25 protein-coding genes and 1 riboswitch are annotated in these 25,470 nt (G+C 66.8%); of the genes, 10 read left to right on the top strand and 15 right to left on the bottom strand.

Translation table 11 applies throughout. The features are described 5' to 3' along the window. The first annotated feature begins 60 nt into the window (after positions 1 to 60). On the top strand, positions 61 to 948 hold the full coding sequence (locus L0M17_RS00520; protein WP_241050232.1) for a sigma-70 family RNA polymerase sigma factor: 888 nt from the start codon (positions 61 to 63) through the stop codon (positions 946 to 948). On the opposite strand, the gene L0M17_RS00515 is transcribed toward L0M17_RS00520, so the two are convergent. After that, on the bottom strand, positions 945 to 3,617 hold the full coding sequence (locus L0M17_RS00515) for a replicative DNA helicase (RefSeq protein WP_241050230.1): 2,673 nt from the start codon (positions 3,615 to 3,617) through the stop codon (positions 945 to 947). The genes L0M17_RS00520 and L0M17_RS00515 overlap by 4 nt on opposite strands. Positions 3,618 to 4,108: 491 nt before the next feature. Between L0M17_RS00515 and L0M17_RS00510 the strand changes: the two genes are divergently transcribed. Then, positions 4,109 to 4,864 carry a hypothetical protein gene (locus L0M17_RS00510; protein ID WP_241050229.1) on the top strand — a complete coding sequence of 252 codons (756 nt, stop codon included), beginning with the start codon at positions 4,109 to 4,111 and terminating at the stop codon, positions 4,862 to 4,864. Positions 4,865 to 4,870: 6 nt separating this feature from the next. On the opposite strand, the gene L0M17_RS00505 is transcribed toward L0M17_RS00510, so the two are convergent. The 6 genes from L0M17_RS00505 to rpsF form a co-directional block, all read right to left on the bottom strand. Beyond that, positions 4,871 to 6,007 (bottom strand): dipeptidase, encoded by a 1,137-nt coding sequence (locus L0M17_RS00505; RefSeq protein ID WP_241050227.1) that lies wholly within the window; start codon positions 6,005 to 6,007, stop codon positions 4,871 to 4,873. 21 nt (positions 6,008 to 6,028) lie between these two features. Next, entirely contained in the window at positions 6,029 to 6,679 is a 651-nt protein-coding gene (locus tag L0M17_RS00500) for an FMN reductase (RefSeq protein ID WP_241050225.1), read from the bottom strand. Positions 6,680 to 7,314: 635 nt separating this feature from the next. Then, complete coding sequence (rplI, locus tag L0M17_RS00495) at positions 7,315 to 7,767, bottom strand: 50S ribosomal protein L9 (RefSeq protein WP_241050223.1); 453 nt, start codon at positions 7,765 to 7,767, stop codon at positions 7,315 to 7,317. Between the two features lie 19 nt (positions 7,768 to 7,786). Further along, entirely contained in the window at positions 7,787 to 8,026 is a 240-nt protein-coding gene (gene rpsR / locus L0M17_RS00490) for a 30S ribosomal protein S18 (protein ID WP_010144869.1), read from the bottom strand. A gap of 62 nt (positions 8,027 to 8,088) precedes the next feature. Next, the gene (locus tag L0M17_RS00485; RefSeq protein WP_241050220.1) at positions 8,089 to 8,694 is read right to left on the bottom strand and encodes a single-stranded DNA-binding protein; all 606 of its coding nucleotides are present in this window, start codon (positions 8,692 to 8,694) and stop codon (positions 8,089 to 8,091) included. Between the two features lie 62 nt (positions 8,695 to 8,756). Further along, a complete protein-coding gene (rpsF, locus tag L0M17_RS00480) occupies positions 8,757 to 9,062 on the bottom strand; it encodes a 30S ribosomal protein S6 (protein ID WP_241050218.1) in 306 nt (101 codons plus the stop codon). 311 nt (positions 9,063 to 9,373) lie between these two features. Here rpsF and L0M17_RS00475 point away from each other — a divergent pair, with 311 nt between their 5' ends. Next, positions 9,374 to 10,048 carry a DUF1345 domain-containing protein gene (locus L0M17_RS00475; protein ID WP_241050216.1) on the top strand — a complete coding sequence of 225 codons (675 nt, stop codon included), beginning with the start codon at positions 9,374 to 9,376 and terminating at the stop codon, positions 10,046 to 10,048. 6 nt (positions 10,049 to 10,054) lie between these two features. Here L0M17_RS00475 and L0M17_RS00470 read toward each other — a convergent pair whose 3' ends face one another. From L0M17_RS00470 to L0M17_RS00440, 7 genes are all read right to left on the bottom strand, one after another. Next, positions 10,055 to 11,344: a M18 family aminopeptidase gene (locus L0M17_RS00470; protein WP_241050214.1), complete on the bottom strand. Its 1,290-nt coding sequence runs from the start codon at positions 11,342 to 11,344 to the stop codon at positions 10,055 to 10,057. Between the two features lie 21 nt (positions 11,345 to 11,365). Next, positions 11,366 to 12,097, bottom strand: a complete 732-nt coding sequence (locus tag L0M17_RS00465; protein ID WP_241050212.1) for a glutamine amidotransferase — start codon at positions 12,095 to 12,097, stop codon at positions 11,366 to 11,368. A gap of 182 nt (positions 12,098 to 12,279) precedes the next feature. Continuing rightward, complete coding sequence (locus tag L0M17_RS00460) at positions 12,280 to 12,744, bottom strand: phage holin family protein (RefSeq protein ID WP_241050210.1); 465 nt, start codon at positions 12,742 to 12,744, stop codon at positions 12,280 to 12,282. 36 nt (positions 12,745 to 12,780) lie between these two features. Continuing rightward, positions 12,781 to 13,506, bottom strand: coding sequence for a response regulator (locus tag L0M17_RS00455; RefSeq protein ID WP_241050209.1), 726 nt, complete (start codon positions 13,504 to 13,506; stop codon positions 12,781 to 12,783). After that, a complete protein-coding gene (locus L0M17_RS00450; protein ID WP_241050208.1) occupies positions 13,503 to 14,816 on the bottom strand; it encodes a sensor histidine kinase in 1,314 nt (437 codons plus the stop codon). Before L0M17_RS00450 ends, L0M17_RS00455 begins: the two co-directional genes overlap by 4 nt. A 22-nt stretch (positions 14,817 to 14,838) precedes the next feature. Beyond that, entirely contained in the window at positions 14,839 to 15,711 is an 873-nt protein-coding gene (locus L0M17_RS00445; protein ID WP_241050206.1) for an ABC transporter permease subunit, read from the bottom strand. After that, positions 15,708 to 16,700 (bottom strand): ABC transporter ATP-binding protein, encoded by a 993-nt coding sequence (locus tag L0M17_RS00440; protein WP_241050202.1) that lies wholly within the window; start codon positions 16,698 to 16,700, stop codon positions 15,708 to 15,710. Before L0M17_RS00440 ends, L0M17_RS00445 begins: the two co-directional genes overlap by 4 nt. Positions 16,701 to 16,863: 163 nt before the next feature. Next, a riboswitch (M-box (ykoK) riboswitch) is annotated at positions 16,864 to 17,034 on the top strand. 225 nt (positions 17,035 to 17,259) lie between these two features. Between L0M17_RS00440 and L0M17_RS00435 the strand changes: the two genes are divergently transcribed. Together L0M17_RS00435 and L0M17_RS00430 are read left to right on the top strand one after the other, a co-directional pair. Then, positions 17,260 to 18,972, top strand: coding sequence for an Nramp family divalent metal transporter (locus L0M17_RS00435; RefSeq protein WP_241050201.1), 1,713 nt, complete (start codon positions 17,260 to 17,262; stop codon positions 18,970 to 18,972). Positions 18,973 to 19,051: 79 nt separating this feature from the next. Continuing rightward, on the top strand, positions 19,052 to 20,317 hold the full coding sequence (locus L0M17_RS00430; protein ID WP_241050198.1) for a magnesium transporter MgtE N-terminal domain-containing protein: 1,266 nt from the start codon (positions 19,052 to 19,054) through the stop codon (positions 20,315 to 20,317). A gap of 38 nt (positions 20,318 to 20,355) precedes the next feature. Here L0M17_RS00430 and L0M17_RS00425 read toward each other — a convergent pair whose 3' ends face one another. Then, complete coding sequence (locus tag L0M17_RS00425) at positions 20,356 to 21,198, bottom strand: helix-turn-helix transcriptional regulator (RefSeq protein WP_241050191.1); 843 nt, start codon at positions 21,196 to 21,198, stop codon at positions 20,356 to 20,358. A 102-nt stretch (positions 21,199 to 21,300) separates the two neighbouring features. Here L0M17_RS00425 and L0M17_RS00420 point away from each other — a divergent pair, with 102 nt between their 5' ends. The 5 genes from L0M17_RS00420 to L0M17_RS00400 all read left to right on the top strand — a co-directional run bounded on the left by L0M17_RS00420 (position 21,301) and on the right by L0M17_RS00400 (position 25,464). Beyond that, positions 21,301 to 22,011, top strand: coding sequence for an SDR family NAD(P)-dependent oxidoreductase (locus L0M17_RS00420; protein WP_241050189.1), 711 nt, complete (start codon positions 21,301 to 21,303; stop codon positions 22,009 to 22,011). Positions 22,012 to 22,111: 100 nt separating this feature from the next. Next, the gene (locus L0M17_RS00415) at positions 22,112 to 22,702 is read left to right on the top strand and encodes a hypothetical protein (protein WP_241050187.1); all 591 of its coding nucleotides are present in this window, start codon (positions 22,112 to 22,114) and stop codon (positions 22,700 to 22,702) included. A gap of 92 nt (positions 22,703 to 22,794) precedes the next feature. After that, positions 22,795 to 23,529 (top strand): DUF1775 domain-containing protein, encoded by a 735-nt coding sequence (locus L0M17_RS00410; protein WP_241050184.1) that lies wholly within the window; start codon positions 22,795 to 22,797, stop codon positions 23,527 to 23,529. Then, entirely contained in the window at positions 23,526 to 24,122 is a 597-nt protein-coding gene (locus L0M17_RS00405; RefSeq protein ID WP_241050183.1) for a copper resistance CopC family protein, read from the top strand. Before L0M17_RS00410 ends, L0M17_RS00405 begins: the two co-directional genes overlap by 4 nt. A 127-nt stretch (positions 24,123 to 24,249) precedes the next feature. Beyond that, positions 24,250 to 25,464: a S53 family peptidase gene (locus tag L0M17_RS00400; RefSeq protein WP_241050181.1), complete on the top strand. Its 1,215-nt coding sequence runs from the start codon at positions 24,250 to 24,252 to the stop codon at positions 25,462 to 25,464. The last annotated feature ends 6 nt before the right edge of the window (positions 25,465 to 25,470 follow it).

The raw sequence follows: 25,470 nt of genomic DNA, 5'->3' as shown, positions 1-25,470 counted from the left end.
GTTCTGCTCCCTCCGCTGGATCGCCTCCTGTGCTTGCATGACACGCTAAGGTGCTGAAATGTGACATCCGTGGATGCCTCTGATCTCCTGGCCCGTCGATTCGAAGCGGAGCGCGGCCGCCTCCGTGCCATGGCTTACCGCATGCTCGGCTCACTCTCCGAGGCCGACGACGCCGTGCAGGACGCCTGGGTGCGCACCTCGACCACGGACGTCGAAGCCATCGAGAACCTCGGCGCTTGGCTCACGACCGTCGTCGCCCGGATCTGCCTCAATGTGCTGCGGACCCGGGAAGCGCACAGGGAGGCGCCCCTCGATGACGCGATCCCCGAACTAGCGGACCTGCGGTCTGGGAGCGACCCCGAGGAGGAGGCCGTGATGGCGGACGCTGTGGGCCTCGCGCTGCTCGTCGTCCTGGACTCGCTCCAGCCGGCCGAACGCCTCGCCTTCGTGCTCCACGACATGTTCGACGTCCCGTTCGACAGCATCGCGCCAATTCTCGGCAAGTCGACCGAGGCGACGCGGCAACTCGCGAGCCGGGCGCGCCGTCGGGTCAAGGGGTCCGCCTCGCCCACCCCCGACGCGGTCCGGCAGCGGCAGGCTGTGGAGGCCTATCTGGCGGCGGTACGCTCCGGCGACTTCGAGGCGCTCGTCAGCCTGCTGGCCCCCGACGTCGTACTGACTGCGGACGCCGCTGCGACGCCGGCGCACATCGCCGTCATGCTTCGCGGCTCCCAAGAGGTGGCACGCGCCGCGGTTGCCTCGGCCCTCCGCGCGCCATTCGCCCGAGTGGCCCTGCTCGACGGCACTCCCGGGCTCGTCGTTGCGCCGCGGGGGCACCTTCGGCTCGTGCTCGCGTTCACGGTCGACGGCGGCCGGATCGGGTCCGTCGACGTCGTCGCCGACCCGGCGCGACTCCGAGGGCTCGAGGTCTCGCTCGCCGACTCCTAGAAGCCGCCGCCCTCGCCGTCGCCCGAATCGACAGCCATGTTGGCGAAGCGGGAGTAATGGCCTTGGAACGCGACGACGATGTCCTTGGTCGGGCCATTGCGGTGCTTCGCAACGAGGATATCGGCCTCACCCGCGCGTGGAGACTCCTTGTTGTAGACGTCCTCGCGATGGAGCAGGATCACCATGTCGGCATCCTGTTCGATCGAATTATGAACTGCTATACCGTTCGCAATGAAATTGTGAGTTCCGAGCACTGTCGCATCGAAGACCTCCTCGACACCATCGGGTTCGATGCTGACAATCGCGTCCCAGAAGACGTCGTTGAGGGCATGAATTTCTAGCTCGGCCGAATTCAGGACTTCTGCAACTTGGGCGAGCCGTTGGCGGGACGGCGAACTCTTGAACAGGGCCGATCCACAGTACTGGGTCCCGAGAGCAGCCTGGAAATCACGATGCCGAACGTCTTTTTCGGCCAGGATCGACCGTACGTCGTCCCACACCTCGCGGGGGACCGTGTCCACGTTGGTGTTGGTGGTGACCTCTCTGACGATTCGAAGAAGACGCTCACAGTTGATGGAACGCTCCCCGTCGACTCCGATCTCCTGAAGGAAACGGCGCTGATCGTCCGCGCCAGAGACATCAAGGGTGTAGCCCGGGTGGTAAGCGCCCTTTGGCGTCGCCTTCTTGATACGCGCCGTGATACCGAACCTGAGCAGGAGCACCGCGATACCGTCGAGAAGCCGCCGGGAGGTCGAGGCGTAGTGGATGCGCCCACCTGTTTCCGCCTTGTTCACCGTAACGGAGCCGTCGGTTGCCCAGAGATGACGAAGGAACAAGGCAATCTGTCGTTTCGGCAGAGCAAAGACAGCTTCCGGGACGAATTTCTCGTGGCTTCGTGCGCCGAATAGACCTAGGCCGTCCAACCACGCCGCGATTGGATTTCGCCTGCCGTGAGTCAAACGGTAGGGCGCGGGGAGCCGCACTGTTACGCAACGGGCTGCCTCATAGTCATCCCGTACCGCAGTCACGCCGAAGTAGGTCGCAGCGTCGGCGACGGTTGCCACATTCTTCTCATCCTTCGTCGCATAACGAATGGGCTGCCGTCGCACGAAAGATCCATCTCCAAGGAGGTGCGCCAGCATCTTCACTTGGCGATCGTCCCAGTCAACTCTCAAGCTTGGACCGTTGACATGGCGAGGAACACCGACGCGGTCGCCTTCGGTCAGCGTTTCAAGAGCGCGCCAGCCCGCATAAGTGAAGAACGGATGATTACCTGTCGCCCTGATAGCGCGGCCCGAGGCGAGTGTCATTCGGTAGACGGGTTTGATGCCGGTCGAGAACACGTGCGTCAGATGCCGTTCGACATAACGAAGACTCTCATCCAGCGCCCATACTGGGACATCCTTGGCACCAGTCGCAAAGAGCTCTCCCATGGTCGTTTCTGCCCCCGTGTCCGAGCGCAGCACTCGCGTATCAGCGGTCAAGCAGCCCGATTCGCGGAGATCCGAAACCATCGGTCGCTTGTCCTGGCGCTGCTCCGAGCCACGGTTGAGCTGCGAAAGGGCAATGACTGGGACATCGAGCTCCTTGGCGAGGAGCTTGAGCGCACGGGAGAACTCGGAAACCTCCTGCTGGCGGCTCTCGACCTTCTTGCCGGAGCTCATGAGCTGCAGGTAGTCGAGAACCACGAGGCGGAGTCCGTGCTGCTGCTTGAGCCGGCGGCACTTCGCACGGATCTCCATCAGCGACATGTTCGGCGAGTCGTCGATAAAGAGCGGCGACTCGTTGAGCGGTCCCATGACCTTGGCGATCTTGGCCCACTGCTCGTCGCGGAGGGTGCCTCGGCGGAGGTCCTGGAGCTGGATCGTGGCCTCGGCGCTCATGAGGCGCATCGCAATCTCGTTGCGGCTCATTTCGAGCGAGAAGAAGACGGTCGGGAGCTTGTGCTTGATCGCGGCTGAGCGGGCGAAGTCGAGCGCGAAGGTTGATTTTCCGACGGCCGGACGCGCCGCGATAACGATCATCTGGCCTCCGTGCAGGCCGTGGGTGAGCTCGTCGAGCTCATAGAAGCCTGTCGGGACGCCGGTGATGCCCTCACCGCGATGCCCAGCCGCCTCGATCTCGTCCATCGCGGACTCCATGACCTCGGAGAGGGCGACATAGTCCTCGCCCTGGCGACGCTCCGCGACCGCGAACACCTCTGCCTGAGCCGCATTGACGAGGTCCTCAACCTCGCCGTCCTGCCCGTACCCGAGCTGAACGATCTTCGTTCCTGCGCTCACGAGCCGGCGCAGGACGGCCCGCTCGGCGACGATCTCCGCGTAGTAGCCGGCGTTGGCGGCGGTAGGGACCGATTGGATGAGTTCGTGGAGGTACGCCGGACCGCCTACCCGGTTGATCTCGCCACGCTTGGTGAGCTCGTCCGAAACGGTGACGGCGTCCGCGGGCTCCCCGCGGCTGTAGAGGTCCGTGATCGCCTCGAAGATGGTCTCGTGTGCCGGCCGGTAGAAGTCGGGGGCACGGAGAACCTCGACGACGTCCGCGATCGCGTCTTTGGAAAGCATCATGCCGCCGAGCACCGACTGCTCGGCAACGATGTCCTGAGGTGGCGTTCGGCCAGTGTCCGAATCTCTGTAGGAAGGAGCCGACTCGGTGTGGGTAGCGGACATCAGAAGCACCTCGCAAGGAAGAGAGACCAAGCTCCGGCACAGAATGCTGGATGCTCCAAGACGGTACCCATGCCCTCCGACAGTCGAGAACTTGGGAGTGAACACCCCTTGGGGATATCGCTGTTGATAACTCCTTCCCAGATGTTGAGATCCCTGTGGACAACTGTGGATATCACCGCTGAAGCCTTGAGAACCGGCCGCTGACGTGGGAAGACTCGCCCTACAGCATGTGGACTAATATTTTTTGTCCACATCCGAAATCCACAGACCGAATGCACTTTTTTGAGCAAGTGTTTGTGTTTTCATAGAACCGAGGGGACATATGTGACTTCTCCCACATATCAAGGGCAGGGTCTCATTCTCTTTGAGGCATACAGTGTCTGGACCTCAGACTTCGCCACCGGATGCCCCGTACCGCGCCTCGTACTACGCTGGAAAGTGCCCCCGGCTGGGGCCGCGTTCACATCCTCCGCACCGATCCGGAAGCCCCGATGGAAAACCTTCTGCCGCCTGTCATCATCCTGCTGTGCGTCGTTGTGATTGTGGTCCTGATGCTGCGCAGGGGTGCGCGGAGGTCCAAGTCTTCGCCAGAAGGTGCCCTTGCCGGCGGCCCCGAGGCCGCGGCGGCGGCCTCCTCTCGGCTCAGCGAGGACCAGCACCGGATGGTGTATTCCCTCATCGCACAGGGACTCACCGTGCAGGCCATCGCCGCCTACCGCCAGGCCACGGGAGCACGCCTGATCGAGGCTCGCAACGCAGTCCTCCTGATGGACCGATACCCCCAGTCGTTCAGCTCCCCTGCGGCCGCACAAGCAGAGCCGGTGTCGGACGCCGAAACTGGCCAGCCCTCCACGGGTTCCCTCACGCGACCCGGCGGCGGACCTGGCGAAAGCACGACGACGGAGCCCGCCAAGGAACCCTCCGAGAGAACTGAGCCAGAGATCACGCCGTCAACGCCCGTGGTGCCGCAACAGCGCGAGGAGGCTCCGCCGTCGTCCGCACAGCAGCCCAAGGTGCCCGCGACGTTCGGCGAGCGGTCTTCGACGCGCTACCCCTACCGCTATCGCGCGATTGTCAGCAATGGCCGGCAGACGCTCGAGGTCGCGAGCAACCTGCTCAACGACGAGATTTACGGGGAGATCAAGGCCCTCGCGCAGATCGGCGACGCCGAAGACGCAGCGCAGATGCTGTGGCGCCATTCTGATATCAGCATCGAAGAGGCGAGGGCCTTCGTCGAGCTCCTCTGACGCGCCTCACACCGCTTCTGAGGCCGCCTCCTCCGTGGCCTCAAGCACCCGAAGAGCGTTCCCCGAGCACAGAGCGTCGAGTTCATTGCGCGACCAGCCGCGCTCCGCGAGAGCATCGAGCAGCGGCCTATAGCCAGCCACGCCGTCCATACCTTCGGGAAGCTCCGGCGTACCATCGAAGTCGCCCCCGAGGCCCAGATGGCGGGGCCCGACGACGTCGCGTGCGTGCTCGAGGTGACGGACGACGTCGTCGAGGGTCGCCTTGGGCGCGGGGTGCGTGCGCAGCCAGGCAGAAAACGCCTCCGCCGCCGCCGGATCCTCCTCGGGGGCGACATCGTGGAAGCCGACCGGAAGACCCAGCTCGAGTCGCTTCGTCTGGACGGCCCGTGCGTGGTCGCGGCAGGCCTCGGAAATGAACTTGGGCACGAACGTGACCATGAGCAGACCGCCATTGTCAGGGAGTCGTTCGAGGATTGAATCGGGGACGTTCCGAGGGTGGCCGCACACGGACCGGCACGAGGAATGGGAGAACATAACGGGGGCACTCGAGGTGTTGAGGGCGTCCCGCATGGTGCGCTCGGAGACGTGGGAGAGATCCACAATCATCCCCAGCCGGTTCATCTCCACTACGACGGCCTGGCCGAACTCGCTGAGCCCTTGATCCTCGCCCTCACCTGTGGCGGAGGAAGCCCAGGGGAGGCTGTCGTTGTGCGTGAGGGTCATGTAGCGCACGCCGAGCTCGGCCATTGCGCGCAGAACGCCGAGTGAACCGGCGATGCTATGGCCACCCTCCATGCCCATGAGGGACGCGATGCGACCGTGGTCGATTGCGGACCGGACCTCGGCGGCAGTCCGGGTCAGTTCGAATGTCTCGGGGTAGGCCGCGACGATCCGATGTACGCAATCGATCTGCTCGAGCGTGGCGACGACCGCCTGCTCGGGCGCCAGCGTCGAGGGGACGAACACCGACCAGAACTGGGCGCCTACGCCGCCCCGCCGCAGTCTGGGTATGTCTGTGTGAAGCCTGGGCTGGCCAAGGTCGAGAGCCGCGGCTCCGACGTCGTACCCGAAATCCTGGCGCAGGGCCCAGGGAAGGTCATTGTGTCCGTCGAGGACGGGGGCGTAGGCGCGCTCGGAATGCACCCCGTCATCGTACGACGGTCCTCAGTTCCGGCCCGTGAGCCCGAAGAGGAGCTCCTCGAAGCTCTTCTCCTCCGGACGGGTCGCGATCTTCGGCGCACTCGCCTCCGCGGGTGCCTCGGTGAGCTCAGAAGCGAGCTCAGCGGCCGCGCGCTCGATGCGGGACGTCAGGCTGCCCGCGAGAGCGGCCTCACCCTCTGCACCGCGTCCCCAGTCCATCGGAGCAGCGAAGACGGCCGTCGGCATGATCCGCGCGCGGAGGTAGCTGAAGAGCGGGCGCATCGCGAAGTCGATCACCATGCTGTGCCGCTCGGAGCCGCCGGTCACGCCGAGCAGGACGGGCTTGCTGTCGAGCGCCTTGTTGTCGAGCAGGTCGAAGAACGACTTGAAGAGGCCGCTGTACGAGGCGCTGAACACCGGCGAGACCGCGATCAGCGCGTCGGCCTGCTCGACGGCCTCGATCGCGTCGGCGAGCTTCGGCGCAGCGTAGCCAGTCACGAAGTTGTTGGCGATGTCGACCGCGAGATCACGCAGCTCGTAGACGACCACCTGCGTCTCGATCCCGAGTTCTGCCGCACGACGCACGCTCGCATCAGCAAGCTGGTCTGCGAGGAGGCGGCTCGACGAGGGCGTCCCCAGACCCGCCGAGATGACCACGATCTTCTTCGCACCCATGGTGTCCGATCTTCCTTTCGAAGGTAAATGCATTTGCATCTACCTCCTCAACCAGAGGAGCCTTGAGCCTATTCCCGGTCCAGTTCCCGCGCCCTGTGCATTCCCGCGCCCTGTGCATTCCCGCGCCCTGTGCGCCAGACCCTCTCGCCACCGCCCCACCCCGTCTCGGGTACGGATACTCCCCTCCCACCCCATCTCGGGTACGGATACTCCCCTCCCACGCCATCTCGGGTACGGATACTCCCCTCCCACGCCATCTCGGGTACGGATACTCCCCTCCCACGCCATCTCGGGTACGGATACTTCCCTCCCACGCCATCTCGGGTACGGATAATCCTGATCTCCAAGATGGAAAGTTCTCGGACTACTGCCGTCGGATGGCATCGCGCTACAGAACAACGTCGCTTTCAAACTCCTGATCCGCCGCACCACGTCATGCCCAGTTGCCGTGTCGGAACTTCTGTACCCGAGATCTCTTGGGAGGGGAGTTAGCGTACCCGAAACAGTGTGGGAGGTGAGTTGGCGTACCCGAAACCGTGTCGGAGGGGAGTTGGCGTACCCGAAACGAGAGGGCCCCCGCCGACGTTGCGGCGGGGGCCCTCTCTGTGTCCAACAGTCACCAGACTGGTTCGGAACTACTTCGCGGCGACAACCTGAAGGTTGATCGTGGCGGTGACCTCGTCGTGCAGGCGCACGCTGACGTCATAGTTACCGGTGGTCTTGATGTGACCCGGGAGGACGACCTTGCGCTTGTCGACCGAGCCGAGGCCAGCGGCCTCGACGGCGGAGGCAACGGCCTCGGTGCGGACGGTGCCAAACAGGCGACCTTCCTTGCCTGCCTTCACCTCAAGGCGCACCGGGGTCTTCGCGAGAGCAGCAGCCTGCTCCTGCGCGGCCTCGAGCGTCTTGTGGGCCTTGGCGGCACGCGCGGCGTTCAGCGCCTCGACGTGAGCCTCGCCACCACGCGTCCAGCGCAGCGCAAAGCCACGCGGGAGGAGGTAGTTGCGGGCGTAGCCGTCCTTGACCTCGACAACGTCACCAGGCGTGCCGAGTCCGGTCACTTCCTGGGTGAGGATGATCTTTGCCATGGTTCTTCAGCTTCCCTTCTCAGCCGCGGCCAGCGCCGGAGTAGGGGAGCAGGGCAACCTCGCGGGCGTTCTTGATCGCCTGGGCGATCTTCCGCTGCTCCTGCACAGTCACGCCGGTCACTCGGCGGGCGCGGATCTTGCCGCGGTCCGAGATGAACTTGCGCAGCAGGGCGACGTCCTTGTAGTCGATGACGGTGATGTCAGCGGCCTTCAAGGGGTTGGACTTTGGTTTCGGCTTACGGATTTCAGCCTTGGCCATCGTGGAGCTCCTTTTGTCTCGCGGAGCCCGTGGTCACGCCACGGGATGGTTGATGTAAGTGATCAGAAGGGCGGCTCGGAGTCAGGGCCAGAACCCCAACCACCCGAGTTGCTAACGCCCGGGGTTGCCCACGGATCGTCGTTCTGCGCGCCGCCGCCGCTCCAGCCGCCGGAGCCACCTTGGTTCTGGGAACCTTGGTTGCCTCCGAAGCCGCCAGAGTTGCCGCCGCCACCGAAGTTCCCCCCGGCATTGCCGCCACCGAAGTTGCCGCCGCCGCCGAAGTTCCCGCCCTGACCGCCGGAGCGCTGGGTGCGGTTCACCTTGGCAGAGGCGTAACGCAGGCTCGGCCCGATCTCGTCGACCTCGAGCTCGATGACGGTGCGCTTCTCGCCTTCCTTGGTCTCGTAAGAACGGCTCTTGAGCCGGCCGCTGACGATCACGCGCATGCCCTTGGTGAGGGACTCTGCGACGTTCTCGGCGGCCTCACGCCAGATAGACGCGCGGAGGAACAGGGTCTCCCCGTCCTTCCACTCATTCGACTGGCGATCGAAGGTGCGCGGCGTGGAAGCCACCGTGAAGTTGGCCACGGCAGAACCCGACGGCGTGAACCGGAGTTCCGGATCGTTGGTCAGATTGCCGATGACCGTAATCGTGGTTTCGCCTGCCATGCTGCCTCCTGGTCCGAGCCTTGGACGTTCTTACGGAATGAGCGAAGAGATTCACGCCAAGACTACTTGGCGGAAACCTTCTGGTCTTCGGGGCGGATGATCTTGGTGCGCATGATCGTCTCGTTGAGGTTCAGCTGACGATCAAGCTCCTGAGCCGTAGCGGGCTCAGCAGTGAAGTTGACGACCGCGTAGATCGCTTCGCTCTTCTTCTTGATCTCGTAGGCCAGACGACGACGACCCCAGATGTCCACCTTGTCGACGGTTCCACCGTCGGTGGTGATCACACTCAGGAACTTGTCCAGCGACGGCTGAACGGTGCGCTCGTCGATCTCGGGATCGATAAGGACCATCAGTTCGTAAGCACGCATGTGTGAACCCACCTCCTTTGGGCTAAGCGGTTGCGGTCTCTCCGCAACAGGAGGTTCATTTGCGTTTGCCGGTGCTCCAAACAGGTTTGCGACCTGCGGCAGCACAGACTTCCCTATACTACCGGATCCCAGCCCATGCGCCCCATCACTGCCTGGAGCCCCGGCCCGCGCCCCCCTTCGGTGACTTCAACACTAGGGCCGATCGACGCCGTCGTCCGTTCTCCTCTCAAGGTTTGTGGACGACACGCCGTCAGCCACCCCTGTGCGGGGACAATCAGGGCTCCCGAAGGTAGCAGTGCGAGGATCGCCCCATGACATCGCAGCCCGCCTCCACCCGCTCGACTCGCGCCGTTTCCGCCAGCCGCCGCATGTGGGCGATGCTCGGCGTGGGCGTAGTCGCCGCCGTCCTCACCGGATTCTTCTCGTCCTGGTGGCACGCAGCTGCCGCAGGCTGGGGCGCGGCGGCCCTTCTCTACGACATCTGGGTCCTGTCCAGGATCCTTCCGATGAACGCCGAACAGACCAAGAACCATGCCCGCGAGGAGGATCCTCGCCGGACGGTGCGAGACTTCCTCATCCTGTCCGCGAACGTTGCCGCAATCGTCGCGGTCATCATGGTCATGGTCTCAGGCAACCAGACCAAGGGCGCGGGGAAGGTAACCCTCGCCCTTCTCGCAATCCTCGTCGTCGCCGCGTCCTGGCTCCTGCTGCACACGATCTTCATCCTCCGCTACGCGGAGCTGTACTACAGCTCGACACATCCTGGAGGCGTCGAGTTCAACCAAGACGATCCGCCCAAGTACAGCGACTTCGCGTACCTTGGGTTCACCCTAGGGATGACATTCCAGGTTTCGGACACAAACCTGACGAGGACTCAGATCCGCACCGAAGCACTCAAGCAGGGCATCCTCGGCTACGTCTTCTCGACCGTCATCCTCGCTGCCACGATCAACCTCGTCATCGGGCTTGCCACGCAGAGCGGCTGACAGCGCTCAGCTCACAAAGAACCGCTCCGCAACGAGCGCGAGCCGCCACGGATCCTGAACCCCCGCGAGCTCACGGGCCGAATGCATCGAGAGGAGCGGGACCCCGACGTCAACTGTGCGGATCCCCCGACGCGTCGCCGTGAGTGGCCCGATGGTGGAGCCGCACGGGACGTCGTTGTTCGAGACGAACTCCTGGTAGGGCACCTCGGCCTCCGCGCACAACCGTGCCCACAGGGCAGCGCCGGCCGCATCAGTCGCATACCGCTGCTGGGCGTTGATCTTGAGCAGCGGGCCGCCGTTGAGAACGGGATGGTTCACCGGATCGTGCTTTTCAGGGTAGTTCGGGTGGATCGCGTGCCCCGCATCCGCGGAGACGTGCCAGGAGGCGGCGAACGCACGACGGCGCTCGGTCGCCGTTGCGGCGAGCCCGTCACCGACGCGGGCGAGAACGTCCTCGAGGAAGGGCCCGCAAGCCCCGGAGCGCGTTGACGATCCGACCTCCTCATGGTCAAAGGCTGCGAGGACCGGGATGACCGGGTCGCCGGACCATTCCCCTGTCTGCTCGAACACCCGGGCGAGCGCCGCGAGTCCCGCGTGGACCGACGAAAGGTTGTCGAGCCGACCGGACGCCAGAAATTCACCCTCGGCACCGAAGACTGCGGGCTCCTGCGCGTCCGCGACCACGAGGTCGTACCCTCCCACCTGCCCCGGATCGACCCCCGCCTCACCCGCCAGAAGGCCGAGCAGGTCCGCTCCGCCCGGATCGCCGAGGCCCCAGACCGGGTTCATGTGCCGTTGCCTGTCCAGCTTGAGACCGTCATTCACCGAGCGGTCGAGGTGGATCGCGAGCTGCGGGAAGCGCAGAAGGGGACCCGTCGCCACGAGGTGCTCGGCGCCGTCCACCGTCACGAGGCGCCCGGCGAGTCGCAGCTCCCGATCCAGCCACGAATTGAGCATCGGGCCGCCGTAGACCTCGACCCCCGCCTGAAGCCAACCGAACGCCCCCGTGGTCGGCTTGGGCTTGAGCTTGAACGAGGGCGAGTCCGTGTGCGCGCCGAGGATTCGGAACGACGTGAGGGGGCCAGCGCCGTCGGGCACAATCCAGGCGATGAGCGCTCCATCACGCACCACGGCGTAGCCGCCCGGGGTCGCCGGCCATTCCTCGGCCTCGGACAGCACCCGGAACCCGACGTCCGCAAGGCGACGCGCGCCCTCGTGCGCCGCGTGGAAGCTCGACGGCGAGGCTACAACGAAACGGCCGAGATCCTGGGCATGACGGTGCGCGGCGGTAGGCATGAGCTGAGTTTAGCCAGCGGGTCAGCGCGCATACCGCTCCACGAAGTTCCGCAGGATCCGCTGCGGCTCGTACACGTGGGCCGCCCGCGCGCGCTGCTTGACCGCGTCAGCCTCGTCGGGCGGGAAGTAGCCCGAATGCCGGTAGGCATCGATGCGGCGTTCGAGTCCGGGAAGATCGAGCTCCGGGTGGAACTGGGTGGCGTAGAGGTTGCGTTTGAAGCGGAACATCTGGACGGGGCAGCTCGCCGAGCCCGCAAGGAGCGCGGCGTTCGACGGCAGGGTTCGCACGGCTTCCTTGTGGCCCACGAACGCATCGAACGCGGGCTGCAGCCCCGCGCAGAGTGGATCCACGAGGCCAGCCGGGCTCAGCTTCACCCGGACCGGGCCCACCGGCTCGCCGAAACGACGGTCCACCACAGCACCCTCGTGCTGGCCCAGCAGCCCGACACCGTAGCAGGCGCCGAAGAACGGGAAGTCCTCGTCGACAATGCGGTCGAGGAGCTTGCCGATCTCTGCCTCTACGCGCAGCTGCTCGGGGCTCTTCTCCTCCACAGGATCGGACGCCGTGAAGGGGCTGCCGCCCAGGATCACGCCCGAGAAGTCATCCAGTTCGATGTCCGGGAGCGGACCCGCCTCGGCGCGCACGCGCCGCAGTTCCTCAGGGGCGAGGCCCCCGTATTCGCAGAACGCGCGGTACTCGTCGTCAGCGACGACATCGTGGTCGCGCGAGGCGAGGAGCAGGAACGGGCGCATGCGGACATTCTGCTGCTGCGGCTGGCTGCGGGGAAGTCGGCTCGCGGCCGAGGCTCTGGTTCGAGGCGCCCTTCCAGCCCACGTCTGGGCCGCCGACACGTGGATTGGGCGTGACACGCCGCGATTCCGACTGATTGGGAAACCACAACCGGGCGGGAGCGCGGGGCAAAGCGGACAAGGGGTCAGAACTTCAGCTTCGGGCGCTTCCGGCCCGCCCCGAGAGGCGCACCGACGAGGGACGAGACGATCGAGATGATGATCGCGCCCAGAACGGCAGTCCAGAAGAACGAGTCGACGATGAGATGCACGGGCGTGTACCTGCTGATCCAGGCGGTCAGCTCGAGCATCGCGGCGTTGAGCACGAGGGCGAAGAGGCCCAAGGTCAGGAGGGTCACGGGCAACGCGAGGCGCCCGACAAGGGGGCGGATCAACGCGTTCACCAGCCCGAAGAGCGCGCCGATTAAGAGGTAGCCCAGAACGAACGCAACGGGGCCACTGGCCCCCGGGCCCGCCGCGCCCGCAACCTGACCCGGCACGGACCCGCTGATCTTGAGACCGGGAAGAATCAGGGTGGCGATCCACAGCGCCACAGCGTTGGCTACGACCCGGAGAAGGAACGGGCCGACTTGGCTCTTCTTGCCGATCACGCCCTACCTACTACCCGCTCAGCGTCCCGGCAAACCTCAGTAGTCCGGGTTGCTCGGGACAACGAGCCCCGTCTCGTACCCGTACACGACAGCCTGGACTCGATCACGCAGGTGCAGCTTCGAGAGGATGCGCCGCACGTGGCTCTTGACCGTAGCCTCGGAGAGGTACAGCCGGTGGGCGACCTCGGCGTTGCTGAGTCCCTCGCAGATGGCGCGCAGCACCTCGAGTTCGCGGGGAGTGAGCTCTCGGAGGAGCGGGTCGGGCTGCGCTTCGGTGGCGCGACTTCCTCCGTTCGCGGTCGCCCTGACGTAAGTCTCGAGGAGCCGCTGGGTCACGCGCGGGCTGACAACCGCGTCCCCGCTGGCCACGAGACGGACTGCCTGCACGAGGTCGGCCGGGGCGACATCCTTGAGGAGAAACGCAGACGCGCCCGCCTGGAGGCCGGCGAAGGCGTATTCGTCGAGATCGAACGTCGTGAGAATGATGACCCGTGCCGGGGACTGAGCCGCCGCGATGAGGCGGGTGGCCTCGATCCCGTCCATCCTGGGCATGCGGACGTCCATGAGCACGACGTCGGGCGCGAGCTCCCGCGTGAGCCGCACCGCCTCGGCACCGTCCCCGGCCTCGCCGACCACCTCGATGCCTTCCTCGGACTCGAGGACCAAGCGGAACCCGACGCGCAGGAGAGGCTGATCGTCGACGAGCAGGAGGCGGAGAGTCCGCTCATCCGGAGCCGAGAGGCCTTCCGGATCCGTTGTCATCGGTCCCCTTCCGTCCAGTGCAACTCCGCTTCCACGCGCCAGCCTCCGCCCGGGCGCGGCCCAGCCGTCAGCGAACCGCCGAAGATCGCGGCGCGCTCCCGCATCCCGGCAAGGCCGCCGCCGGTTCCAAGGGCCGGGTCGACGCCGTCAGGCGCAGTGCCGCCGTCGTTGTCGACCCGCACGCGTACGGCATTCGCGTCCCGGGCAACGAGGACGTCCACGCGCCCCACGCCCCTCGCGTACCGGAGGACGTTGGTGAGCGATTCCTGGACGATGCGGAAGACGGCGAGCTCAAACGCGGCGTCGTCGGGAAGGCTCTCCCCCTCCTGCGTCAGGACAACCGGCAGGCCAGCCGTCCGAAAGCCGTCGACCAGGGCCTGCAGTCCGCCGGGCGTGGGTTCCCGGCCGACCGCGCCGCCGTCTGCGCGAAGGACTCCCAGGACGCGGCGCATGTCCGCTAGCGCCGCCCGGCCGGTGCTTGAGAGTTCACCGAGCACGGAGCGCGCCCTGTCGGGATCACGATCGAGAGCGCGCGCGGCCCCATCGCTCAGAGCCACCATGACGGTGAGTGAGTGGGCGACGACGTCGTGCATCTCGCGGGCGATCCGGTTGCGTTCCTGCACAGAAGCGAGTTGGGCCCGCCGAATCGCCCACGCGCGCACCTCGGCCTGGTGGATGCGGTTCCCGCGGACCACAATGCCGACGCCCGTCGCGACGAGGTTCGAGAGGATCACCGAAACGGATGCCACGAGGCCGATGAAGGGTCCGTGCTGGGCGAGGAACTCCTCCCCCGGCCGGTAGACAAACGCAAAGTACGCGCCGGCGGGAAGGCTCGAGGCTACTGCGACGACGAGCGCCCAGACGGTGCGAAGGCGGAGCGCGACGACGTACAGCGCGAACCAGACGGCTGCGCCCATGCTGCCGAGCTCAGGAGTGGCGAACAGGACGATCGCGTCCGCCGCGACGATGCCGCCCAGGAGTGGCCACGGCGCCCGGCGGCGCAACATGAGCGCTGCCTGCGAGAGGAGCACGACGGCGAATTGCCACCAGAACCCGCCCCGTCCCTCTTCGATGAGGGCGCTGAGGGAGAGCACGGCGCTCGAGAACACGACGAGCCCGTCCATTGCGAGCGGGTGCTCATACAGGAACTGGCGAAGGCGGCCGCGTCTGGCTGGCAGGGCTGTGGTGGGGCCGGCCATGCCCTGTGGCGCGGGCGAAGTCCCTGCAGGCCGAGACGCAGCGCCAGGAACGCCTGCGGGAGGTGCGCCGCCCGCAGGCTGCGCACCTCCCGTCTTGATCACGCGGGACATGATGTCCATTGTGGTCCGTTCGTCACACGTCCCGCTGCCGGAGTGTGACGAACCCGGCGCCGAGCAGGGCGACGACGTACGCCACGAGGACGAGCGTGCCCTGCCAAGGCTCGAGGTAGGCGGTATTGAGGGCACTGCTGGAGCCTGCCTCGAACATCGCGTCCGCGGCGTTGGTCGGCAGGTACTTGCGGGCCTCGGTGAAGAAGTCGCCGGGGATGAGCTGGAAGATGATCGGCAGCACGAACAGAAGCGCCACAAGGGTCACGATCGCTCCGGCCGAGTTCCGCAGGAGCGCCCCGAGGGCCAGACCCATGAGGGCCACGGCCGCGACGTAGGCCGCATTGAGGAGCATGAACCGCTGCACTTCCCCACTCGCCATGTCGAGGTGGAGGTTGTAGTTCGCGAGGATTGGCTGTGCGACAAGCCCGCCGATGTAGGCGCCGACGTACGTGAGCACAAAGCCGACGACGACGGCGTACACGCCTTTCGCTGCGAGGACGGGCCAGCGTGTTGGAACGGCTGCGAAGGTCGCGCGCGACATGCCCGTGGTGAACTCCGAGCTGATCATGAGGACTGCGAGCGCGCCGACGATGAGCTGTGCGAACGAGACGCCGCCGGCTGGGAGGTGCAGGACGGCCGACGTCGTATCCAAGGCCTCCGCTCGCGGACCCCCGGGGCCACCGTTGTGGGCAGCGGACGTGACTTGTCCGATGCCCCACGCCTGGAGCGCGGCGAAGCCGACGAGGAGGACGACGCCGCACAGCAGCAGGATGCGCGTCGAAAGGAGCGAGAGGAACTTGATCCGCTCCGAATTGAGGACACGCAAGAAGTTCGGTCCCGCGAGTCCCTCCTCGGGAGCAGCCGAGCGGCGGTTGGTTTCGACTGCCGTGCTCATCGCGTTGCCTCCTGTGTCTCATGGGCAGCCTTTGTCCCGAGCGCCCCACTGGGGCTGGATGCCGGCGGTTCCTCGTGGTGGCTCGCGTCATGCGAGCGGTATTCCACGTCGTCCTTCGTGAGCTGCATGTAGGCCTCCTCGAGCGAGGCTTGGAGCGGGGTCAGCTCGTAGACGAGGATCTGGTGGTCGAGCGCGGTCTGGGCGATGGTCCGAGGATCGAGGCCGCCCACTTCGAGGACCTCGTGCTCAGGAGCCTGGATGGTCACTCCCGAGCGTGCGAGAAGGCGTGAGAACTCTTCGGGGCGATCGGTACGGAGCCGAGTCCGGGCCTTGCCTTGGCTCGAAATGACGTCGTCAATCGGCGCATCGGCGAGGATGCGGCCCCGTCCGATCACGATGAGGTGGTCCGCGGTCTGCGCCATCTCGCTCATGAGGTGGCTCGAGAGGAACACCGTGCGGCCCTCGCTTGCGAGGTACTTCACGAGATTTCGCACCCACACGACCCCCTCGGGGTCGAGGCCGTTGACCGGTTCGTCGAGGACCACGACCTGTGGGTCGCCCAGGAGGGCAGCCGCGATGCCAAGGCGCTGCCCCATGCCCAGCGAGAAGCCTTTGACCTTCTTCTTGGCGACGGCACCGAGTCCGGTCATCTCGATGACCTCGTTGACCCGCTGCGAGGGGATGCCGTGGGTCGCCGCCAGTGCCGAAAGGTGGCTGTAGGCGGTGCGGCCGGGGTGTACAGCGCGAGCCTCGAGCAGCGCGCCGATCTCACGCAGTGGGGCCCGGTGCTTCGGGTACGGCGACCCGTTGACCGTAACTGTGCCGCGTGTAGGGGCGTCGAGGCCCATGATCATCCGCATTGTCGTGGACTTGCCGGCACCGTTCGGCCCGAGGAACCCAGTCACTCGGCCGGGCTGAACCGTGAACGTGACGCCATCGACCGCAGTCTTGGCACCGTAGACCTTCGCCAGGTCGGTCGCCTGGATCATGTCCCCTCCTGAGATAGCTGACGATTCCACGCTAGGACCGGCGGGGCCGCCGCGCGACGCTCCGTGGGATGAACCTGTGTGGCCAGCATCCTCCTCGAGGACTAAGGGAAAGCAGCCTTTCTGAATTGCGCTCCGAGGTCCGGCATGTATCATGTCCACGCAAGGTGCCGTTCGTTAGCTGAGGCTCCTTCGCGGATACAAGCCAGCGACCCTAAACGTCGAGAGACGCCACCGGTCAGGACAGGCTGCCCCGGGCTAAGGGGCAACCCCGATTGGCTCCCTCCCAGAGAGGGTCACGACGCGAAGTGCCAAAGGTCTTACGAGGAAGGGCACCCCGGGCAGTCTGCCCGGGGCCTCCCCAGGCACGTGAAGACGATGCGCAGGAGGTGGTTCGCCTTGTCAAGCGGCGACAGTAGTACCTCCCTGCGCGCATTCTGACTGGATTCATCCTCCAGCTGCACGTCTTCCCCCACCCGCACGCCGATGACGGCCCCCGACTGGGCCCCTCGGCGTGCCCGCTTCACGATCCCCGGCCACCGCTGGGAGGAAGCCGGTCCTGATGACCAAGACCTCTTTGAACCGTGCCCGTCGTCCCGCCGCCAAGGCGCGGACGCCGCAGCCGAGCCAACACAGCAACCAGACCTCGAGCACTTCAGCCGTGCTCGATGCCGCGCACGTCGGTGACATCAAGGGTGCCTTCGGCACGATCCGTCTCGACGAGTCCTCGGCCCAGTCGAGCTGGAAGGTGCGCCTCAAGACCCTCCTGGCCATCATTGGGCCGGGCCTCATCGTCATGGTCGGCGACAACGATGCCGGGGCGTTCGGCACATACACGCAGGCCGGGCAGAACTATGGCACGGGCCTCCTGTGGACTCTCCTGCTCCTCGTTCCGGTGCTGTACGTGAACCAGGAGATGGTGCTCCGGCTCGGAGCTGTGACCGGCGTGGGCCACGCGCGGCTCATCGTGGAGCGCTTCGGCAAGTTCTGGGGCGCGTTCAGCGTGATTGACCTGTTCATCCTCAACGCGCTCACCATCGTGACCGAGTTCATCGGCATCAGCATCGGACTGACCTACCTCGGGGTCCCCAAGATCCCAGGTGTGATCGTCGCCGCCCTCGTGGTGGTCGGGGCCACGAGCACTGGCTCGTTCCAGCGCTTCGAGCGCGTCTGCATGGTCCTGGTGTTCGGTTCGCTCCTGCTCGTGCCGATCTTCTTCATGTCCGGACCCGACTACGGCCAGATCGCCCACGGCTTCCTCGTCCCGGGCGTGCCCGCTGGATCGAGCATCTCGGACGTGACCCTCCTGATCATTGCGATCGTCGGCACGACCATCGCCCCCTGGCAGCTGTTCTTCCAACAGTCCTACGTCATCGACAAGCGCATCACCCCGCGCTACATGAAGTACGAGAAGGCCGATCTGTGGATCGGGATCGTCATCGTGGTGATCGCGGCGGGCGCGATCATCTCGTTCACTGCCTTCACCTTCGCCGGCCGCCCTGAGTTCGGGCAGTTCACCGACGCGGGAGGCGTCGCTGAAGGCCTCGGGAAGTACGTCGGTCACCTCGCGGGCATCCTGTTCGCCCTCGCGCTCATCGACGCCTCGATCATCGGGGCCGCCGCCGTGGGCCTCTCGACCTCCTACGCGCTCGGCGATGTCCTCGGCCTCAAGCACTCACTGCACCGCAAGGTGAGTGAGGCCAAGGGCTTCTACGCCGCCTTCGCGGGCATCATCCTCGTCTCGGCGATCGTCGTCATCATCCCGGGCAGCCCTCTCGGGCTCCTCACGGTCGGCGTCCAAGTCCTGGCGGGCGTCCTGCTGCCCTCCGCGACCCTGTTCCTCCTGCTGCTCTGCAATGACAAGGCCGTCATGGGCCCATGGGTCAACGGCAAGGCGATGAACGTCTTCACCTCGATCGTCATCGCGATCCTCGTGATCCTCTCCGTGGTCCTGACCGCCGCGACGCTGTTCCCGGCGATCGACGGCAGCGCCATCATCGAGATCCTCATCGGCGGCGTGGTGGTGGCCGTCCTCGCCGCTGCAGCATTCGGCGCCCTCAGGATCCGTGCCCGGGCGAGGGGCCAGATCGCGGTGGGGCCCGCCGTCGACCGCTCCCAGCGACTCACTTGGCGGATGCCGCCGCTGGCCCTCCTCGAGCGTCCGCAGCTCTCTCTCACTCGACGCCTCGGCCTGGGAGTGCTGTGGGTCTACCTGATCGTGGCGATGGTCCTTGTCGTAGTACGCGTGGTCCAGCTCGCCCTCGGCGCAGCCTGAGAGGCCTCCTCCCAGCCCACCCCGGAGTGACGTACAGTCGCCTCGAGACGCACCAGCACTGTGCACTGAAAGGCACCCGATGACCACCGCCGCCCAGACCGCCTCCATCTCGCTCTCGGTGCTCCTGCGCCAACCAGTGACGGACTCTGACGGGCATCGAATGGGCACCCTTTCGGACCTTATCGTCCGGCTGCGCCATGACGGCTATCCGCTGGTGACCGGCCTCGTCGTCGCTGTGGGAGGCGCCCATGTCTTCGTCTCCGCCGCCGACCTTGCGGCCCTCGCCCCCGGGAAGGTCCAGCTCGGAGTGAGCACGGTAGACCTACGCGAGTTCCGCCGCCGCGAAGGCGAGGTGCTCCTCTCGGAGGACGTCTTGGGACACCGACTCATCGACGTCTCCCGCGTCGCATTCGTCAAGGCGTACGACGTGCAGCTCTCCCCCGTCCTCGACGGCTGGGCCGCCACCGGCCTCGACGTCCACCGCCGGCGATGGCTCAGCCTCGGGCCGCGCCACTCCGCACACGCGCCGCGGGACTGGAAGGACTTCGAACCGCTCATCGGCCATGCCGAATCCGCCCAGATCCGTATGGCCACCGGCCGCATCCCTGAGTTGAAGCCAGCCCAGATCGCCGACATCATCGAAGAGGCCACCGAGCACGAGCAGAACGAGCTCCTCGCCCAGGTCCACGAGGATCCCGAGCTCGAGGCCGACGTCTTCGAAGAACTCGACGAGGACCGCCAATCCGAGCTCTTCCGGGACCGCTCCGACGACGAGGTCGCCGAGGTCCTGTCCCGCATGCAGGCCGACGACGCCGCCGACGCCCTCATGGACCTCCCCCAGGAACGGCGCCTCCCCGTCCTCGACCTCCTACCCGAGCCGCAGCGCAGCGTGATCCACCGGCTCCTCGGCTACCACGACCTCACAGCCGGCGGCCTCATGGGAACGGAATTCCTCGCGCTTCCGGCCACTGCGACAGTCGCCGACGCCCTCACGGCCGTCCGTGGAGCCCACCTGCTCCAGCCTCAGGCGCTCACGATGATCTACACCCTCGCCACGGACGGCACGCTGGCAGGTGCGCTCAGCCTCGTCCAAGCGGTGCAGGCCGACGCCGCGAGCGTGCTCGCCGAGGTTGCGGACGACGACGTGGTGGTCGCCAAGGCGACCGACGACGTCGTCGACGTGACCACCCGCATGGCCGACTTCAACCTCCTCGCCATGCCCGTCCTCTCCGAGGACCACCGGATCATCGGCGTCATCACCGTGGACGATGCCCTCGAGGCCGCAATTCCCGAGGACTGGTCGCGCCGCGAGTCGAACCACCGGGATACGGGCTCGGAGGGCTGAGGCTTCTGGCCGGTCTGCCCGCCCCCGGAGGGCCGGGTCTAGCCCATGAGTGACTGCGTGCCGAGCACGATCGCGAGGGCAAGGCGATCTGCGTCCTCGCTGCCCGGTTCAGCGGAATAGACCATGATCCGCAGGTCATCGCCAGCGACGACGAGGGTGTCGCAGTCGAGCCCGATGCGACCGACTTCCGGGTGGTCGATGAACTTCTTCCGTGATGTGTCCTGGCGCGAGGGAAGGGCGGCCGAATCCCACAGCTCGGCGAAACGCGGGCTCTGCCTGCGAAGCTCGGCGACGAGGCGGCGGACGCTCTGATCATCCGGGTATCTGGCCGCGGTCATGCGAAGGTCGCCCACGAGCGCTTCCTGCTGCTCGGCGAGCTCGTCCGGGGTTAGTACGGCGACCGGGCCGGGGCCGACGACGTTGCGCCAGACCCCGTTTCGTTCGATGCCCCGCCAAGCCGAGGCACCGGTAAGCGCCTCGTAGGCGGAGTTGGTGGCGATCAGGTTCCAGACCGCGTCGTAGACGACTATGGGATTGCCCGAGAGCCGGTCGAGGAGCCGCTGGACGCTGGGCGGGATCCGTTGGGAGACGGACCCGCGGCCGGGAGCCTGCTGGCCGCTGAGCCGGAAGAGCAGCACGCGCTCGGGGTCTGAGAGGCGCAGCGCGCGAGCGAGCGCCTCGACGACTTGGCCCGAGGGCTTGGTGGCTCGGCCCTGCTCGAGGCGGGTGAGGTAGTCGACCGAGATGCCAGCCAGTGCGGCGAGCTCCTCGCGGCGCAGGCCGACGGCGCGCCGTCGGCCGCCTAGCGGCAGCCCGACGACGTCAGGGGACACCCGGTCGCGCCACCGGCGCACGGTCTGCCCGAACTCCTCGCGCTCCACCCACCCAGTCTGCCATCCGGCTTGCGGCCTTTTCCTAGCCCTGCCGTTCCTACGAAAACCAGACGACTGCCTAACTCCGCCTGTGAGGCGGAAGGTGAATTCATGACCACAACGCTTGTCACCGGGGCGAACAAGGGCCTCGGCAAGGAAACCGCCCGTCTGCTCGTCGCCGCAGGACACACCGTCTACGTTGGCGCTCGGGACAAAGCACGCGGAGAAGCCACCGCCGAAGAGTTCGGTGCCAGGTTCGTCCAGCTCGACGTCACCGACGACGCCTCCGTCGCAGCAGCCCTTGCCCAGATCGAGGCAGACGGCGGCCTTGATGTCCTCGTCAACAACGCCGGCATCGCCAAGCGCTCCCAGAGCGGCCGCGCGGAGGCCCTCGACGGCCCCAGCGCCCTCGAGGTGTTCGACGCGAACGCCGTCGGCATCATCCGGGTCACCGAGGCCGCCCTGCCGCTGCTGCGGAAGTCGCCGAATCCCGTCGTCGTCAACGTCTCGAGCGCCTTGGGCTCGTTCTGGGCCGTGCACGAGCCGTCCCGCCCGGCCTCCCGCTTCCCCTCGATCGTGTACGGGTCGAGCAAGGCGGCCGTCTCGATGATCACTGTGCAGTACTCGCGCGCCGTGCCGGAGGTGAAATTCAACGCCGTCGAGCCCGGCATCACCGCGACCGAACTCGGCGGCGGCGGGGCGGGCAGCCATCCCGGCCGCCCTGCAGCGGAGAGCGCGGAGATTGTGGCAAAGCTCGCCACGATCGGCCCGGACGGGCCCACCGGCACCTTCCACGAGGACGCAGGCATCCTGCCGTGGTAGTCGCCGCGTCGCGCGATCCCAACGCTGAATTCCGCGTCGCACCGCTCGCCTCCGTACAGTAGGAGTCGTCCCCGAGGTTCTGGCGAGAGGTGGTGCGAGCATGCGTGCGCTGTTCAGGCTCTCGCGCGCCGTCGTCGTCGCCCTCACGACAGTGCTGCTCGCCGCGGGCGCCCACACTGCGGGCGGCGGGAGTCTGCCGGATCCGCTCATCGTCACAGGCGTCCTCGCCCTCGTCACCCTTCCGGTCATAGCCCTCGCGGGGCGCAGGATCTCGGCTCCGATCATGCTCGCCGTGCTCGGCGCGGGGCAGTTCGGGCTGCACGATGCGTTCAATGCCCTCTCCGTCTCGGCCTCGACCACGGCCGCCCTCGGGCCGAACGCGGGACACGTCCACGTGCTCGGTGTGCTCGGGGAATCGGCCGCGGGCGGGCACACCCACAGCGACAGCACCGCGATGCTGCTCGCGCATGCGATCGCGACGGTCCTGACTGCACTGCTCCTTGCCCGCGGCGAGTCGGCGGTGTGGGCCCTCCTGGGCTGGTTCCGTCCGCTCGTTCGGCTTCTCGTCGCGATCACCCCGCTCGCCAGGCCCTCCGTCCCGGCCTTCACCGAGGCGGCACTCCCCCGGGCGTGGCGCAGTCTGCGCCTGCCCGCACGGCGCGGACCGCCGTCGGCCTTCACCGTCTCCTGAGACGGGCCCAACCGCCCGCCGCTCGTGGCGGGTTCCCCATCCGTTCGCCCGGGCGCACCCGTGCCCGGTGAGACTGAAGGCCAACCATCATCATGAACAAGACCATTCGCCGCGGACTGAAGGCGTTCGGCACCGCCGTCGCCACCGCAGCGCTCATCGCGACCGGCGCTGCTGCCGCCTCCGCCCACGTCAGCGTGGACCCCGACGATCCGGCCGCCAACGGCTTCACCCACCTCACGTTCAACATGCCGAACGAGTCCGCTACAGCGAAGACCAACAAGCTCGAGGTCAAGCTGCCGACCGACACGCCCTTCACCTCGGTCTCGGTCAAGCCCATCGAGGGCTGGACGGCGCAGGTCACGACGACGACGCTGCCGAAGCCGGTGACGATCGACGGTTCGACGGTCACGAAGGCCCCGACCTCGGTCGTGTGGACGGCGAACGATGCGTCGCACGAGATCGGCCCGAACGAGTACCAGTCCTTCTCGCTCTCCGTCGGCATCCTTCCCGCGGCGGGGACCAAGATCGTCCTGCCCGCCATCCAGACCTACACGGACGGCCGCGTGGTCAACTGGAACCAGATCCAGCAGGCCGGCCAGCCCGAGCCGGATCACCCCGCCCCCTCGTTCACGACGACGCCGGCCGACGACGCGAGCCCGGCACCGAGCGCGACTCCCGTGGCCCAGGGCGCAGGCACTGCGACCCCGGCTTCCCAGACGAGCGATGCGGCTGGCACCTGGGGACTCATCCTCGGCGCGATCGGCGTGATCCTCGGAGCAGCCGCACTCGGCCTCGTCCTCAGCGGCCGACGGAAGGAAGCCAAATGAGAAGCCCCATCCGCGTCCTCCTGCGGGCCGTCGCCGTCCTGGGGATGGCCGCCGGCCTCGCCCTGCCCGCCGCAGCCGCTCAGGCGCACGACGTGCTCGAGACAACGAACCCGGCCGACGGCTCGACGGTCACAGCCGTGCCCCATTCCGTGGTCCTGACCTACGACCACACGCCCATCGCGATCGGCACCGAGATCCAGGTCAAGGACGCGAGCGGGACGAATCAGGCCGACGGCGCGGCGACAGTCGTCGACAACAACGTCACCCAGGCGATCAAGCCAGGAGCGCCCGCAGGGAAGTACACGGTCGTGTGGCGGGTGGTCTCCTCGGATTCCCATCCGATCGAGGGGACCTTCACGTTCACGGCGAAGGCAGCAGGCGGCGGAACCTCGAGCACGGAAGCGACGAACGGCAACAATGCGACGGCGCCTGCAACGCCGTCGTCGGCTGCAACGCCGTCGTCGGCGGCGGCCTCGGATTCTTCGGGCGGCTTCCCCGTCTGGACGATCCCCGTCGGCGTGGTCGTGGTCCTCGTGATCGCGGCCCTTGCTTGGTTCGTGCGCCGATCCCTCGCCCGAGCCGCGCAGGAATAGAAGCTGGGAATCGGCTGGGAATAGTCCTCCGCGTCTTGTGATCCGCATTCCGGTCTGCGACAGTCCAGCAGACCGTGTTGACCTCTGCTGTCATAGATTCAGCGGTCACTGGACAAAGGGGACGTCGGTGAAGAGAAGAATCTTGTCAGCCGCAGGGTCGGCCCTGCTGTTGGTTGCGGGTCTCGCCGTGAGCTCGGCACCAGCATGGGCGGCGCCCGGCGCGCCTGCCCGCGGTGATCGCTCCATCCAGGTGTGTGCGACGCCGCGGGCGGGCGATGCGGCCTGCACCGCCCGGCAGGCAGTGGATCCCTCGGGGCACGTCATCTCGAATGCGAGCGCTCCGCCGTCGACCGGCCTCAGGCCCTCCCAGCTCCAGAGCGCATACCACCTGGCGGGGACGGCCTCTGGTGGACGAACGGTCGCAATCGTCGACGCGTACGGCTACCCGAACCTCGCGCGCGACCTCGCGACGTACCGCTCGCAGTTCGGCCTCCCCGCTTGCACCACGTCCGACGGCTGCCTCCGCGTCGTCAATGAGACCGGTGGCACGAGGCTTCCCCGGTTCAACCTCGGCTGGGCCCAAGAGCAGTCACTCGACGTCGACGCCGTCTCCGCGGCGTGTCCGGACTGCAAGATCGTAGTGCTGCAGGCCAACACCGCCTCGTTCAGCGATCTCGGCACGGCCGTCCAGACGGCCGCAAAGCTGCCGGGCGTCGTCGCCATCTCGAACAGCTACGGCGGATCCGATGCAGCTGATTCGACCTACGGGAAGTACTACAACTTCCCGGGGATCGCGGTGACTGCGAGCGCGGGCGACAACGGTTATCAGGGCGCTTCCTACCCCGCCTCGTCGAGCTACGTGACCGCTGTGGGCGGCACCTCGCTCGTCGCTGCGTCCAACCCGCGGGGCTGGAGCGAGTCGGTGTGGAGCGGCACGGGCTCCGGCTGCTCGAGCCTCAACACCACGCTGCAGGCGGCCTCGGCTGACAACACGGGCTGCGGCGGGCGTGCGATGAACGACGTCGCCGCGGTTTCAGACCCCAACTACGGCGGCCTCGCGGTCTACTACCCGACCTCGAGCGCGAATTCGACCTGGGGCCAGTTCGGCGGCACGAGTGAGGCCTCGCCGATCATCGCCTCGGTGTACGCCTTGAGCGGGAACACGGGCTCGAAGGCTACGGGTACGTACGCGAACTCAGTGCCCTACGCACATGCCGGCAGCCTGTTCGACGTCAGCGCCGGCAGCAACGGCACGTGCTCGCCGTCGCAGTGGTGCACCGCGCGCACCGGGTGGGACGGGCCGACGGGCCTCGGAACGCCTGACGGCGTGGCGGGCTTCTGACCGGGA

It is taken from the genome of Sinomonas terrae, from assembly GCF_022539255.1.
Classification (GTDB): domain Bacteria; phylum Actinomycetota; class Actinomycetes; order Actinomycetales; family Micrococcaceae; genus Sinomonas; species Sinomonas terrae.
Note: the sequence above shows the minus strand (reverse complement) of the source record. Positions and strands in the feature narration are given on the sequence as shown.